At 69.9% G+C, this 13,413-nt stretch carries 13 protein-coding genes; 2 read left to right on the top strand and 11 right to left on the bottom strand.

The genetic code is table 11. The features are described 5' to 3' along the window. Positions 1 to 18: 18 nt before the first annotated feature. Positions 19 to 555: an FHA domain-containing protein gene (locus D7W82_RS05695; protein WP_120617352.1), complete on the top strand. Its 537-nt coding sequence runs from the start codon at positions 19 to 21 to the stop codon at positions 553 to 555. Positions 556 to 561: 6 nt separating this feature from the next. Here the strand turns inward: D7W82_RS05695 and D7W82_RS05690 are convergent, their stop codons facing one another. Both D7W82_RS05690 and D7W82_RS05685 read right to left on the bottom strand, forming a co-directional pair. Then, positions 562 to 1,278 carry a double-CXXCG motif protein gene (locus D7W82_RS05690; RefSeq protein WP_120617351.1) on the bottom strand — a complete coding sequence of 239 codons (717 nt, stop codon included), beginning with the start codon at positions 1,276 to 1,278 and terminating at the stop codon, positions 562 to 564. 3 nt (positions 1,279 to 1,281) lie between these two features. After that, positions 1,282 to 1,974: a TIGR02269 family lipoprotein gene (locus tag D7W82_RS05685; protein ID WP_120617350.1), complete on the bottom strand. Its 693-nt coding sequence runs from the start codon at positions 1,972 to 1,974 to the stop codon at positions 1,282 to 1,284. Between the two features lie 126 nt (positions 1,975 to 2,100). On the opposite strand from D7W82_RS05685, the gene D7W82_RS05680 reads away from it, so the two are divergent. Continuing rightward, positions 2,101 to 3,273, top strand: a complete 1,173-nt coding sequence (locus D7W82_RS05680; protein ID WP_120617349.1) for a metallophosphoesterase — start codon at positions 2,101 to 2,103, stop codon at positions 3,271 to 3,273. Positions 3,274 to 3,281: 8 nt separating this feature from the next. Here the strand turns inward: D7W82_RS05680 and D7W82_RS05675 are convergent, their stop codons facing one another. The 9 genes from D7W82_RS05675 to D7W82_RS05635 all read right to left on the bottom strand — a co-directional run bounded on the left by D7W82_RS05675 (position 3,282) and on the right by D7W82_RS05635 (position 13,392). Next, on the bottom strand, positions 3,282 to 6,482 hold the full coding sequence (locus D7W82_RS05675) for a tetratricopeptide repeat protein (RefSeq protein ID WP_120617348.1): 3,201 nt from the start codon (positions 6,480 to 6,482) through the stop codon (positions 3,282 to 3,284). 105 nt (positions 6,483 to 6,587) lie between these two features. Beyond that, the gene (locus D7W82_RS05670) at positions 6,588 to 7,232 is read right to left on the bottom strand and encodes a class II aldolase/adducin family protein (RefSeq protein WP_120617347.1); all 645 of its coding nucleotides are present in this window, start codon (positions 7,230 to 7,232) and stop codon (positions 6,588 to 6,590) included. Beyond that, the gene (gene mtnA / locus D7W82_RS05665) at positions 7,229 to 8,344 is read right to left on the bottom strand and encodes an S-methyl-5-thioribose-1-phosphate isomerase (RefSeq protein WP_120617346.1); all 1,116 of its coding nucleotides are present in this window, start codon (positions 8,342 to 8,344) and stop codon (positions 7,229 to 7,231) included. Before mtnA ends, D7W82_RS05670 begins: the two co-directional genes overlap by 4 nt. Positions 8,345 to 8,368: 24 nt before the next feature. Continuing rightward, positions 8,369 to 9,253, bottom strand: coding sequence for an S-methyl-5'-thioadenosine phosphorylase (locus tag D7W82_RS05660; protein WP_120617345.1), 885 nt, complete (start codon positions 9,251 to 9,253; stop codon positions 8,369 to 8,371). Between the two features lie 43 nt (positions 9,254 to 9,296). Continuing rightward, entirely contained in the window at positions 9,297 to 9,998 is a 702-nt protein-coding gene (gene mtnC, locus D7W82_RS05655) for an acireductone synthase (protein WP_120617344.1), read from the bottom strand. After that, complete coding sequence (locus tag D7W82_RS05650; RefSeq protein ID WP_120574542.1) at positions 9,995 to 10,540, bottom strand: acireductone dioxygenase; 546 nt, start codon at positions 10,538 to 10,540, stop codon at positions 9,995 to 9,997. Before D7W82_RS05650 ends, mtnC begins: the two co-directional genes overlap by 4 nt. Further along, entirely contained in the window at positions 10,537 to 11,166 is a 630-nt protein-coding gene (locus D7W82_RS05645) for a methylthioribulose 1-phosphate dehydratase (RefSeq protein WP_120617343.1), read from the bottom strand. Before D7W82_RS05645 ends, D7W82_RS05650 begins: the two co-directional genes overlap by 4 nt. Positions 11,167 to 11,299: 133 nt before the next feature. Next, positions 11,300 to 12,112: an alpha/beta hydrolase gene (locus D7W82_RS05640; protein ID WP_120617342.1), complete on the bottom strand. Its 813-nt coding sequence runs from the start codon at positions 12,110 to 12,112 to the stop codon at positions 11,300 to 11,302. A 41-nt stretch (positions 12,113 to 12,153) separates the two neighbouring features. Then, positions 12,154 to 13,392: a serine/threonine-protein kinase gene (locus tag D7W82_RS05635; RefSeq protein WP_120617341.1), complete on the bottom strand. Its 1,239-nt coding sequence runs from the start codon at positions 13,390 to 13,392 to the stop codon at positions 12,154 to 12,156. Between the last annotated feature and the right edge of the window lie 21 nt (positions 13,393 to 13,413).

Raw genomic sequence — 13,413 nt, 5'->3', positions numbered from 1 at the left:
GGGTAACGTGGGGGCGTGATGCCCTCCGTCCAACAGCTCCGCCCGTTCGCCTACGCGCCCGTCCAGGCGTTCCTGCAAGCCTCCGGGCCGGTGGTGCTCATCCAGCAGCCGCCGGAGCCGGTGTTCCAGCAGGTGGCGCTGCGGCTGGCGGAGGCTCGCACGGTGGGGATGGCGCACCGGTCCAGGCTGGTGGACCGGCTCTTGGTGATGCTCCAGGCGTTCGACTCGCTGGAGGTCCACTTCCTGGGGCCGGAGCAGGACGGGCAGGAGCTGCGGGTGGGCCGGACGGAGGGGTGCGCGCTGATGGTGCACGACCCGTCCGTGTCGAAGCAGCACGCGGTGCTGCGCTGGCACGCGGCGCAGGGGACGTGCTCGGTGCAGGACCTGGCGTCCATGAACGGCACCTGGCTGAACGCCGCGGAGCTGGGCGAAGGCGAGGAGCGGATGCTCGCGGACGGGGACGCGCTGGCGTTCGGGGATGCGCAGTTCCTGTACCTGCGCGCGGAGACGCTGCACTCGCACCTGCGGCTCGCGAGCCCGGGTGGAGGGATGTGACGCGGTTCAGCCGACGGGTAGCTCCTGGTAGTGCACGTCGCTGGGGCCGAGGCGCTGCACGGTTTCGATGAAGCGCTCGCTGACGACGTGCAGGTTCGCGCCTTCGACCCCGAAGACGTCGAGCCCTTCGGGCACGGTGGAGCGCAAGAGCCAACGCTTCGGCGGTAGGTCGAATGACTCAGGCCGCCCGCAGATGTCGCAGGCGGGTGTCTTGAACTCGCCGATGCAGTCCGGGTGCAGCTTCGCCAGTGGCCGGGCTTCCAACTCGTACAGCGCGGGCATCGTGCTCCGACGAGACTTGAGCTCCATTCGGACCGCGATGACGCCTTTCAGTCCTTCGACCTTGAGCAGTTCGACCGCGTCCTCGCGGAGGACCACTTCCCACGAAGGCCAGCAAGTCACCGGACCGAACTTGCCTTGCGCGGTTCCAACCATGGGGCCGAACGTACAACCCGCGTAGAGGGGAAGTTCAGGGGGAACGAAGGGGCGCACGAGCGCAGTCAATCGTTTGTATTCAGGGAGGGACATGGGTCCCTTCCACTCAGAGAGCGCGGGCTCCGCGACCTCGGACAAATCCACCGAGGGGAAGGCATCCATCCCCGCCCAGACGCCGAACCTGGGACACTCGACCCCGGAGATGTGCCATCGGTGGCGAGCACGGTACGAACCCGTCCAGTGCCCTGCTTCATCGCCCTTCAGGCTCTCGACAGAAAAGTAGCGCATGCTTCAGTCCTCGGCTGGAAGGGGCAGAAGCTCCACCTGTTGCCAGTACGTCATCGTCATCCCAAAGAGCCCGTACTTCTGAATCATCAGGGAGGCATGCTCAAAGTATTCGGGCATCAGGGCTCGTCCTCGCCGCCGCTGGATGAACGCATCCCAATCCCGGTTCCATGGCCCACCTCGCTCGCCCCGGTGGATGCGCGCATGCACTTCCGCATCAATGGCGATGACGTATTGGTGGATGTTGATCCCTTTTTCCTCGAAGTGAGCCTTGAACGCCTGAGGGAAGATATGGTGCCGCTCCTTCGGCCGCCTCGCCCACTCCTGTTGCGCCTTCTCGCGGCGAAGCTCACTGGGGAGTTTCTCTCGGGGATGCCAGCGGAAGACCATGACGGGCACCGCGTCTCGCGGCAGGCCCTGCGCACTTCCCCATGTCCGCTGCGGCCCACTGCCCGGCGCAACGAAGATGGGCGCCACTGGCATGGCCCCTCGCGTCCGCACGATGCGCTTCGGTGCCACGTCCTCGCACCGGAACAGCGCACAGACGTCGCCCTCGCAGACTTGCGTGAGACACTGGTCCTCGTCGCTGGCTTCGCACTCCCGTGATGATTCCGCCGGTGAGGGCCCGGGTGCGGATGCACACCCCAGCAGCAGCACCAGCCACACGACACGGAGAGCGGCTCCGGAGTCTCTTCTCATTTTCCAGTTATTTCACGTTAAGTTCCGTGAAGCCCAGGAGGCGAGCAGCCCGGTGACGGGACACGGCGCGCGGTCAGGGGGTCCGTTATCCTGGGGGCTCCTCACGACACCGAGAGCGCGCACACCATGGGAAGGCTGTTGGTCCTGCTGTTCGTCTACCTGGGCGCGTACCTCGTGCTGCGCAGGCTGTTGCCCGCCGTCACCCGGGGCTGGCGTCATGGCGTGCTGGTGGGCCTCTCTGTCTTCGCGTTCGCGGCGTGGACCGTGCCCGCGGTCACCGGCTACGGCCTGCACCACACGCCTCCGGCGCTCGTGCCGGTGAAGCTGTTCGCCGTGGTGTGGAGCATCGCCGCGCTGATGGTGATGCTGATGGGCCCGCCGTTCCTCATCCTCAAGCTGCGCGCGGAACGCCGCCAACAGGCCGCGCCCCCAGGCGTGGACCTGGAGCGCCGCAGCCTCCTGGTGAAGGCCGGTCAGGCCATGCCCGTCCTCGCCATGGGCGCCAGCGGCGTGGGTGTCGTGGGGGGCAGCCTGGGCTTCACCGTTCGCGAGGTGGAGGTGAAGCTGCGCGGCCTCCCCGCGGCGCTCGACGGCTTCCGCATCGGGCAGATCACCGACGTGCACGTGGGCCCCTTCATCTCCCCCGAGTACCTGCGCGGCGCCGTGGAGGTGATGAACACCGCGGGCGTGGACCTCCAGGTGATGACCGGTGACCTCATCGACGACGTGAACCAGGTCGACGAGACGATGGCCGCCCTCGCCTCCACGACGGCCCGCCACGGCATGCTCGCGGTGCTCGGCAACCATGAGCACTGGCGTGGGCTCGACGAAGTCCTGGGCGGCTACGAGCAACTGTCACAGCGTGGCGCGCCGGTCCGGCTGCTCGTGGATGAGGCCCACGTGCTGGAGCACGGCGGTCAACGCGTGCGAGTGGTGGGCGTGGACTACCCCATGTCCGGTCCCAGCCGCGCCGGGCGCGACCGGCGCTGGCAGCGCTCCGCGGAGACGGCCTTCAAGGACGGGAACCCGGACGACGTGGTGCTCTGCCTCTCCCACCACCCGGACTTCTTCCCCTACGCCGCCGAGCGCGGCGCCCGCCTCACGCTCGCGGGCCACACGCACGGCGGACAGGTGGCCTTCCTGGGAGTGCCGCTGTTCGGCTTCGCCTTCAAGCACATGCTGGGCCGCTACCGCTTCAAGGACAGCCACCTCTACGTCTCCGGCGGCACGGGGCACTGGCTCCCCTTCCGCATCGGAGTTCCGCCCGAGGTCACGCTGCTCACGCTGCGCAGCGCCTGAAGCGCGGACTACTGCCGCGCGCCTGCGTCCAGCAACCGCAGCGGCGTGTCCCGCCCCATGGCGATGAACGGCGCCCAGTAGTGCGGATGGGGCTGCGCGCTTCGCAGCTCCCGCATCGCCTCACGCAGCGCCGTGGCCAGACCTTCACCCCCGAGCAGGTGGCGATAGTAGGTCTCCATCAACGTGCGCGTGGTCGCGTCGTCCACCTTCCAGAGGCTCATCACCACCGTCTCCGCGCCCGCCACCAGGAAGGCCCGGCGCAGGCCGTAGACGCCCTGGCCTCGCCGGACCGCGCCGCGGCCCGTGTCGCACGCGGACAGGACCACCAGCTGCGTGCCCCACAGGTCCAGCCCCGCCAGCTCCAGCGCCGTCACCAGCGCGCTGTCGGACGTGCTCTTCTTCTCCGTCTCCCCCGCGAGCAACAGGCCGGAGCGCAGCAGCGGATCCGGCGGGCGCGCGGCCTGCGGGTCCTCGCCCAGCGCTCCGAAGGTCGCGACGGCTCTCGCGTTCTCGGGCGCGGCGGCGTCCTCCAGGAAGAAGCCGTGGGTCGCCAGGTGGAGGATGCCCGGCGTGCTCAGGTGCAGCAGCCGCTCCTTGGTCGCCTTCGGGCCCAGGAACAGCTGCGCCTGCGGGAACAGGCGCTGGATGGCCTCCGCCTCCTCGCGCGAGCCCGGCAGCGGCACCGGCGCCCAGTCGCGCGCCACCAGGTCCTCGCGCCGCAGCGAAGGCGAACGCTCCGCCACCACGGACGCGCCTCCCACGGAGGCTTGCAGCGTCGTGTTGAAGGCCGGATCCGCCAGCACCACCACCGAGGACGCGGGCCGCGGCTGCTGGGGCCGGGGCAACAGGTCCTTGCCGGACGTGACGTAGGTGAAGTCGTAGCTGTCCACCAGGTACTGCCGCCCGTCGTGCAGCGCCGCGAAGGGCACCAGCGCCAGCTGACCATCCGGTGAGAGGAAGAGCCGGCGGGCCGTCCCCAGGAGCGGGAGCAGCGGCTGGAACGCGAGCTGGTAGAGCACGTGGGCGGAGTCCTCGAAGGCGGCGTCCCTGCGGGCCAGCGCGTCCCGCAGGCTGGAGGCCGCGGCTTCGATGGGCGCGGCGGGCCCCAGGTCCAACGCGCGGATGTCCCCGTCCGGCAGGAGCACCAACGCCAGACAGCGGAGCTGGGCCGTGCCCGTTCCCAGCACGAGGGGCCGGTCCTCGTAGGTGATGAACTCCACCAGGGCGCCATCGTCCGGCAGGGCTCCAGCGACACGGTCGACGATGTCACCCGGCGCGGGCAGCGCGGCCAACGCGCGCAGCGGCGCGGAGCGGCTGGCGAGCGTCGCCTCCAACGCATCGCCCTGCTCGGTCAGCGCCGTGAGCTGCCGTTGATAGGCGGACGGCGTGAGCCCACCGGGCCCGTGCAACGAGAGGCTGGCCAGCTGGGTGCGCAGCTTGCGCAGCCGCTCGAAGGTGCCGCGCTCCTCCGCGCCCAGGCTCCGGTAGACCGCTCGGGAGATGTCCGCCGTCTCCTCCACGGAGCGGCCCTTGAGCAGCAACGCGGCGCTCAATGCCAGACGCCGGACGTTGGCGGAGTCCGGGTGCGTGCGCACGAGCGCGTAGAGCTGCTCCTCGTCCGCGCGCAGGTGCTGGAGGAAGCTGGCCAGCCGCGCCTCGGAGAACTCGAGCGCCTCGCGGCGCAGGCGCTGCTCGGAGACTCCAAAGGCGCGCGTGAACAAGGGCACCGCGTCATCCAGGCGGTGCTGCGCCAGACGCAGGAGCGCCAGGTTGTTGAGCGACGCCGCGAGGTCCGGATGGTTCCGGCCCAGCACGGCCTCACGAATCGCCAGCGCGCGCTCGTAGAGCGGCTCCGCCTGGCTGTACTTCCCCTGGTCCCGGTAGAGCGTGGCCAGGTTGTTGAGGGAGCCGGCGACGTCCGGATGCTTCTTGCCGAGCACCTCCTCCCAGATGGCCAGCGCTCGCGCGTAGAGCGGCTCCGCCTGGCGGTACTTCCCCTGCTTCCGGTACAGCGTGGCCAGGTTGTTGAGCGAAGCCGCCACGTGCGGATGGTGCGTGCCGAACGCCTTCTCCCAGAGCCGGAACGCCCTCGCGTAGAGCGGCTCCGCCCGGTCGTACTTCCCCTGCGCCTGGTAGAGCGTCGCCAGGTTGTTGAGCGCGGCGGCCAGATCAGACGGGCTGCTGGACGGCTCGGACTCACGGAGGGCCAATGCCCTCGCGTAGAGCGGCTCCGCCCGGTCGTACAGCCCCTGGTCCTGATAGAGATTGGCCAGGTTGTTGAGCGAGTCCGCGACCAGCGGATGCTGCTTGCCCAGCGCCTCCTCCCGGATGGAGAGCGCGCGCAGGCCCAGCGGCTCCGCCCGGCCGTACTGGCCCTGGTCCTGGTAGAGCGTGGCCAGCGTGTCGAGCGAGTCCGCGACCAGCGGATCCTCCTTGCCCAGCGCCGACTCGCGCAGGGCGAGCGCCCGCACGTAGAGCGGCTCCGCCCGGCCATACAGCCCCTGCTCCCGGTAGAGCAGCGCCAGGTTGTTGAGCGAGTCCGCGACGGTGAGGTGGTGCTTGCCGAGCACCGTCTCCCGCAAATCCAACGCGCGCGAGTAGAGCGGCTCCGCCCGGCTGTAGAGCCCCTGCTGCTGGTAGAGGTTGGCCAGGTTGTTGAGGGACTCCGCGAAGGCGGACTGGTTCTCGCTGAGGGTCATCTCCTGGCTGGCGAACGCTCCCATGCGGCGGCGCTTGTCCAGGCTGAACAGGTTGTTCGTCCGCCGGGACATCGCGTGCCCGTGGTCGTAGAAGCCCCCGGCCTGCCGGTCCGTCTCCATGGTGGGCGAGGCGGCGAAGCCGAGCAGCCTCGCCACCGTGACGGACTTCGCCGCGTCGTCGTTCACCACCGCTTCCCGGATGGCCAGCGCGCGCTCGTGGGCGGCGCCCGCCCGGGCGAAGTCCCCCTGGAGGCGGTACACCTCTCCCAGCAGGCTCAGGCAGTAGGCGACGTCCGGATGCGAGCCCCCGAGCACGGCCTCCCGCAGCGCCAGGGCGTGCTCACCGGGCGCCACGGCCTCCGCGTACCGGCCCTCCTCGTAGAGCGTCGCGGACCGCTCATAGGCCTGGAGCGCGTCCGCCAGCCGCGGATCCGAGGGCTCCCGCACCGCCGGCATGAGCGAGGCACACCCCAGTGCCATCATCACCATGCACCCGAGAACCCACCGCATGCCGACTCCTCCCGAGGACCGAGGCTGGACCATCCGCCTCCCCCCTGTCCGACTTAGAGGCAGGGACCCCAGGAATCATGCAGGAACGTGTGCGTGGAGCACTTCCTACTGCCCATACCCCCGGAATTGCTGGAACACGCGCTCCATTTCCGCGTCGTCCAGCACCACGGGTTCACCAAGCTGGAGCGCGCGCCAATACATGGCCGCCAGCGTCTCCACCTCCACCGCCAGCTTCCAGGCCGCCGCCAGGTCCACGCCCAGTGCGACCATGCCGTGGTTGGCCAGCAGACACGCCTTGCGGCCCTCCAGGGCCACCATCATGTGCCTCGCCAGCTCCGGCGTGCCGAAGGTGGCGTACTCCGCGCACCGGATGTCCGTGCCGCCCGCCGCGGACACCATGTAGTGGAAGGCGGGGATGCCCCGGCGCAGGCACGCCAGCGTGGTGCTGAACATGCTGTGCGTGTGCAGCACCGCGCCCACCTCTGGCCGCGCCTGGAGGATGTCCCGGTGCAGCTGCCACTCGGTGGACGGCTTGCGGTGGCCTTCGTGCGAGCCGTCGAAGCGCATGAGGACCAGGTCCTCCGGCGTCATCGTCTCGTAGTTCATCCCGGACGGCGTGAGGAGGAAGCCACCCTCCACCCGCTGGCTCAGGTTGCCGGACGTGCCCTGGTTCAGCCCGGACGTGTTCATCCGCCGCGAGGTGGCCACCATCGCCTCGCGCAGTGCCTGATGGCCCCCCACCCCGCTCACTTCGCCGCGCTCCGCTGAGCGCGCCGCTCCGGGAAGAGGGACAGCATCCCCTCCTCCGTCGCCGGACACACGCCGCGCTCCGTGACGAGCGCCGTCACCAGCCGCGCGGGCGTCACGTCGAACGCGTAGTTGGCGGCGGGGCTCCCCGGCGGAGTAATCCGCACCGTGGCGATGTCCCCCGAAGGCAGCCGGCCCGTCACGTCGCTGAGCTCCGTGCCGTCGCGCTGCTCGATGGGGATCTCCTTCACGCCGTCCTGGATGCTCCAGTCGATGGTGGGCGACGGCAGCGCCACGTAGAACGGCACGCCGTTGTCCTTCGCGGCCAGCGCCTTCAGGTACGTGCCAATCTTGTTCGCCACGTCCCCGCGCGCCGTCGTGCGGTCCGTGCCGACGATGCACAGGTCCACTTCCCCGTGCTGCATCAGGTGGCCGCCCACGTTGTCCGCGATGACCGTGTGCGGAACGCCGTGCTGTCCCAGCTCCCACGCCGTCAGCACCGCGCCCTGGTTGCGAGGACGCGTCTCATCCACCCAGACGTGCAAGGGGATGCCCGCGTCGTGCGCCAGGTACATGGGCGCCAGCGCCGTGCCCCAGTCCACCGTGGCCAGCCAGCCGGCGTTGCAGTGCGTGAGCACGTTGAGCCGCCCCTTGCGGCCCTTCTTGTCCCACGCCTCCTGGAACAGCCTCAGCGCGTGCTCGCCGATGGCGCGGTTGATGGCCACGTCCTCGTCGCACAGCGCCGCCGCGTGCCGGTACGCCGCCGCCACGCGCTCCGGCGGCTTCAGCGGCGCGAGCACCTGGCGCATCCCATCCAGCGCCCAGTGCAGGTTCACCGCCGTGGGCCGCGTGGCCCGGAGCATGGTCAGCGCCTGCTCCAGCGCGCCGTCGGACGCGTCCTGCCGCATGGCCAGACACACGCCGTACGCCGCCGTGGCGCCGATGAGCGGCGCGCCGCGCACCAGCATGCTGCGGATGGCATGGCCTGCTTCGTCCGCCGTGGACAGCGTCACCTTCACGAACGCGTGCGGCAGGCGCGTCTGGTCGATGACGCCGACGCTCCAGCCGTCGGACTCGACCCAGATGGAGCGCATCGGAACGCCTTGGACTTTCATCGCCGTGTCTTCCTTGCTCCGTGCTCAGCGCTTGAGGACGCGGCCCGCCACCGCGGAGAGCTTCTCCACCATGGCCGGGTCGCGCGCGTCGGGCGACGTCATGATGGCGTGCTCCAGCGCCGTCTGGCAGCCGGCATGGCACGGGGTGGAGTGCTGGCCCACGAGCGGCGCGATGTTCTTCACCAGCCCGCGCGCCTTGCCCGCGTTGCCCAAGAGCACCGCGACCACCTGATCCACCGTCACCGCGTCGTGGTCCGGATGCCAGCAGTCGTAGTCCGTGACCATCGACACGCTCGCGTAGCAGATCTCCGCCTCACGGGCGAGCTTGGCCTCCGGCATGTTGGTCATGCCAATCACATCGCAGCCCCACTGCCGGTACAGCTTGCTCTCCGCCAGCGTGGAGAACTGCGGGCCCTCCATCACCAGGTACGTGCCGCCGCGCACGATGTTGATGTCCAGGCCCTCGCACGCGGCCATCACCGCGTCACCCAGGCGCGAGCACGTGGGCTTCGCCATGGACACGTGCGCCACCAGCCCCTGCGAGAAGAAGCTCTTCGTGCGCGCGAAGGTGCGGTCCACGAACTGGTCCACCACCACGAAGGTGCCCGGCGGCAAATCCTCCCGCAGGCTGCCCACCGCGGAGACGGAGAGGATGTCCGTCACGCCGCTGCGCTTGAGCGCGTCGATGTTCGCGCGGAAGTTCAGCTCCGACGGCGGAATCTTGTGCCCACGCCCGTGGCGCGGCAGGAACACCACCGGCTGGTCGCCGATGCGCCCGAAGCAGAACTCGTCCGACGTCTCACCGAACGGCGACGACACCCGGCGCCACGAGACATCCGTCAGGCCGTCAATCTGATACAGGCCGCTGCCGCCGATGATGCCCAGCACGGGCTTGTTGGAACTCGACATGGGGGAGGCTCCGCTCCGGAGAAGCTCGGGATGGTGAATCGATTCAGGACACGCGCGCGAACGGGTCGAGCGACGTGAAGTCGTGGAACACCGGGTGCCCGTGGCCCGGCGGCAGGGCCACCTCGCCCCGGTCCAGGGCCGCGGTGCGCAGGCCCGCCTGCTTCGCCGCGTCCAGCTCCGCCGTGTTGTCGGAGAGGAACAGGATGTCGCCGGGGGGCAGCTCCAGCGCCTGGGCGATCTTCGTGTACGACGCCGCCTCCACCTTGGGCCCGGTGGTGGTGTCGAAGTAGCCGGAGAACACCGGCGTCAGGTCTCCCTCCACGCTGTAGCCAAAAATCAGCTTCTGCGCGGCGATGCTGCCGGAGGAATAGACATACAGGCGCATCCCCTTCGCGTGCCACTCGCGCAGGGCCCGGGCCGCGTCCGCGTGGACGTGGCCCTTGATTTCGCCGCGCGCGTAGCCCTCCTCCCAGATGAGCCCCTGGAGCGTCTTGAGCGGCGTGGCCTTGCGGTCCACGTTGGCCCAGCGCTGGAGCAGCGCGACGGTGCCCACCTCGTCCAGGCCGGGCTCGCCCGCGAGCGTGCGGGCGTCGGACAGGCACTGGCGCACGGTGGGCGACTGCCCGTGCGTGGCGACGTACTCCGCCAGGTGCTTCCGGGCGAAGGGGAAGAGCACGTCCTTCACGAAGGCGATGGAGCTGGTGGTGCCTTCGATGTCGGTGACGACGGCCTTGGGAGCACTCACGGCGCGTACTTCGGGAAGCGCTCGGCGATGGTCTCGCCGGTGAAGTGACCCACCCAGCCGTCCGGGCGGATGAAGAAGCGGATGGCGGCGAACCGGGGCGCGGCGCCCATGTCGAACCAGTGCTTCATGCCTTCCGGCACGCTGATGAGATCTCCTCGCGTGCACTCCACCTGGAAGACCTTGTCGCCCGCGTGCAGGTAGAAGCAGCCGCTGCCCTCCACCATGATGCGCGACTCGTCCTCCGTGTGGGCGTGCTCGGAGAGGAACTTCGCGCGGGCGGCCTCCACGTTGGGGGCGTCCGGCTTGATGCGCGCCACGTCCACGGTGTTGTAGCCGTGGGCCTTCATCTCCGCGTCCACCACGTGCTTGTAGGCCGCGAGTACCTCCTCCTGGCCCGCGCCGTCCGGCAGGTCCACGGACGCGTCCACGCGCTCGAAGCGCACGCCCGCGGGCTTCAGCTCACGACGGATGTCCTCGGGTTCGGTGAAGACGCCCAGCGGCGCCTCCGGCTGGTGGTCGTTGTAGACAATCAGCTTGCTCATCGCCGCACCTTCATCTTCTCGAGTTCGTACGTCAGCAGGTGTTCCAGCGCCACCACGTGGCGGCGGGCCTCGGCCATGCTCCGGCCCCAGGTGTACAGCCCGTGGCCGGCAATGAGATACGCGACCAGGTCCGTGCGCTTCGCGAGCATCGCGGTCACCTTGTCCGCGAGCCGGGGGATGTCCTGGTCGTTGGGGAAGATGGGGATGGACACCGCCGCCTCGTGCGTGCGCGTGTCGCCCAGGGCCTTGAGCAGTTCGAAGTCCTGGAGCACCAGCTCGCCTTCCGGCAGCCGCAGGTTCGACAGGAGCGCGGCCACCACGGAGTGCGTGTGCAGCACGGCCCGAGCCTCCGGCCGGTCTCTATACAGCTGCAGGTGAAGGGGCGTCTCCGCGGACGAGCCCCTGGGCGGCGGCGCGTGGATGTCCGCGACCAGGATGTCCGCCTCCACCAGCTCGCCCTTGTCCACGCCGGAGCGGGTGACGGCGGCGGTGCGGGCATCCAGCCTGCGGGAGAAGTTGCCGCTGGTGGCGGGCACGAAGTTGCGCACGCTGAGGAAGCGGCCCACTTCGACGATTTCACGGGCCGCTTCGGACAGGGTCGCGGCGGGGGCCGGGTCGATGCTCATCCATCCCTCGGGGGAGCTTGAGGACGCGATGAAACATCGCGTTGATGACACGGAGCATAATCCGGCGCTCACCGGTAGGCGCAAGGGAACGCGACGCAGGACGTCATGCGTCCTGTCACTCCTGCCGGGCTGCTCAGGTCCCGTCGAGCGCGAACGTGGCCAGCCGCGCGAACTCCTGCTGACCGTCCCGCTCCAGCACGTCGTTGTGGCCCGCGCCCGGCACGGTCACCACGCGCGCCTGCGGGAAGCGCTGGCCCAGCGTGCGGCCCATGTCCACGGGGACCACCTCGTCCTGCTCACCATGGATGATGAGGACGGGGATGGGGATGTCCCTGGCCTTGTCGAGCGACAGGTAGCGGTCGCGCATCAGCAGCGTCGCGGGCAGGAAGGGCACGGTGCGCTGGCCCATGGCGACCATGGACGTGTACGGGGACACCAGCACCATGCGCGCACCGTATCCGCGCCGGGCCATCTCCACCGCGACGCCGGTGCCCAGGCTGCGCCCGCTGAGCACGACGTCCTCCGGCTTCACGCCCTGCTCGCGGAGGAACTGGAGCGCGGCCTCCGCGGACGCGTACAGGCCCGCCTCCGACGGGCTGCCCGGCGACGCGCCGTAGCCCGGGTACTCCACCGCGAGGAAGCCCAGCCCCGCGTCTCCCAGCGCCTGCCCCAGGCCCTGCTGCCACAGGAGCTGCTCGCCGTTGCCGTGGAAGTGCACCACGGTGGGGGCTCCCGGAGGCGCGGGCAGATAGAAGCGGTCCACGTTGAGACCGGTGGCCAGCGGCACCACGCCGAAGCCGGGCTGGTCGCGCAGCTTCGAGGGCTCCGTTTGGGGCGCGGGGTAGATGAGGGAGCGCTGCGCGGCGAAGAGGACCGCGCACAGCGCGAGGTACAGCATGCCGGTGATGAGGACGAAGGCCATGAGGAGGCGGCGGAGGCGTTGCACGCTGGCACTCCATCACACCGCGCGCTCCCAGGGCGACAGGCTCAGTGCAGCATCGCGCCGAAGAGCGACATGCCCAGGTTCACCGCCGACGCGATGACCAGGCCCGCGCCCACCAGGCCCGCCGCCATGAGGGCCATGGGGTTGCGGTCCGCGGCGCGCAGACCCTTGTGCAGGGTCTTCTTCAGCATCGTGCGCTGGCAGTGCACGTGGATGCGGCCCTCCAGCGCGGCCTGCAGCTGCGCCACCATGTCATCCACGGACTCGAAGCGCTCCTTCGGGTCCTTGCTCATCCCCTTCTTCACGAACCACATCAGCTCCGCGGGCACCGGGCCCTGCGCGCTGTGCTTGTGCATGGACCCCATGCTCAGCTCGCGCGTCTGCACCGCCGTCATGATGTCCGGCACCGACTGGAGGCCCTCCAGGTAGTGCGACAGCGACAGGAGCTCGTGGAAGAGGACGGACAGGCTGTAGACGTCGCTGCGCGCGTCCATCGTGTCGTGCTCGCCGCGCGCCTGCTCCGGGGACATGTAGAGCGGCGTGCCCACCACGGAGCCCAGCTCCGTCTGGAGCGGCCGGGCCGAGCGCAGGTCCGTCGGCGCGCCCTCCGGGAGGCTCGGAGTGGAGGACTTGCCCACGCGGCGCGCGAGGCCCCAGTCCAGCACCGTCACCTCGCCGAAGGGGCCCACCATGATGTTCGCGGGCTTCAGGTCGCGGTGGATGAAGCCCTTGCCGTGCGCGTACGACACCGCGTGCAGCACGCCCAGGAAGATCTGCACGCGCACCTGGAACGGATAGCGCACCAGCGCGTCCAGCTCCGAGCTGCGCAGCCGGGCGATGATGGACTCCAGCGTCTCGCCCTTCAGGTGCTTCATCAGGAAGTAGTACCGGCCCTGCTCATCCACGCCCACGTCGTGCACGGGCGCGATGTTCGGGTGGTCCAGCATGCCCACCGTGCGGATCTCCTCCACGAAGCGCAGCACGCGGTCCAGGTCCGCGCCCGGGGGCAGCCGCTTGAGCGCGACCTCCCGCTCGATGTCGTGGTCGCGGATGAGCACCACCTCGCCCATGCCGCCCTGCCCCAGCGGGCGGACTTCCTCGAAGCGCTCGCGCTGGAGCGGAATCACGCTGGGCTGCTGGCCCTTCCACTCCACGCGCGGCAGCACCGTGTTGCGCCGCTGGGTCGTGGCCCCGCCGGGCGCCAGCGTGGGCGCCAGCGCGGCGGCTCCCGAGTTCGGAGAAATGAGCGTGTTTTCCAGGCCGGCCGCGAGCGTTTGACTCATGGGACGCCAGGAATAGCAGGC

It is taken from the genome of Corallococcus sp. CA049B, assembly GCF_003611685.1.
GTDB lineage: Bacteria > Myxococcota > Myxococcia > Myxococcales > Myxococcaceae > Corallococcus > Corallococcus coralloides.
This window is presented reverse-complemented; position numbering and strand designations above follow the sequence as displayed.

What these genes read in the sequence shown, in the direction of transcription:
- D7W82_RS05675 (WP_120617348.1), bottom strand. Translation starts at nt 6,482, where the DNA reads ATGCGGTGGGTTCTCGGGTGCATGGTGATGATGGCACTGGGGTGTGCC.
- D7W82_RS05680 (WP_120617349.1), top strand. Translation starts at nt 2,101, where the DNA reads ATGGGAAGGCTGTTGGTCCTGCTGTTCGTCTACCTGGGCGCGTACCTC.
- D7W82_RS05650 (WP_120574542.1), bottom strand. Translation starts at nt 10,540, where the DNA reads ATGAGCAAGCTGATTGTCTACAACGACCACCAGCCGGAGGCGCCGCTG.
- D7W82_RS05690 (WP_120617351.1), bottom strand. Translation starts at nt 1,278, where the DNA reads ATGCGCTACTTTTCTGTCGAGAGCCTGAAGGGCGATGAAGCAGGGCAC.
- D7W82_RS05645 (WP_120617343.1), bottom strand. Translation starts at nt 11,166, where the DNA reads ATGAGCATCGACCCGGCCCCCGCCGCGACCCTGTCCGAAGCGGCCCGT.
- mtnA (WP_120617346.1), bottom strand. Translation starts at nt 8,344, where the DNA reads ATGAAAGTCCAAGGCGTTCCGATGCGCTCCATCTGGGTCGAGTCCGAC.
- D7W82_RS05660 (WP_120617345.1), bottom strand. Translation starts at nt 9,253, where the DNA reads ATGTCGAGTTCCAACAAGCCCGTGCTGGGCATCATCGGCGGCAGCGGC.
- D7W82_RS05685 (WP_120617350.1), bottom strand. Translation starts at nt 1,974, where the DNA reads ATGAGAAGAGACTCCGGAGCCGCTCTCCGTGTCGTGTGGCTGGTGCTG.
- D7W82_RS05695 (WP_120617352.1), top strand. Translation starts at nt 19, where the DNA reads ATGCCCTCCGTCCAACAGCTCCGCCCGTTCGCCTACGCGCCCGTCCAG.
- D7W82_RS05635 (WP_120617341.1), bottom strand. Translation starts at nt 13,392, where the DNA reads ATGAGTCAAACGCTCGCGGCCGGCCTGGAAAACACGCTCATTTCTCCG.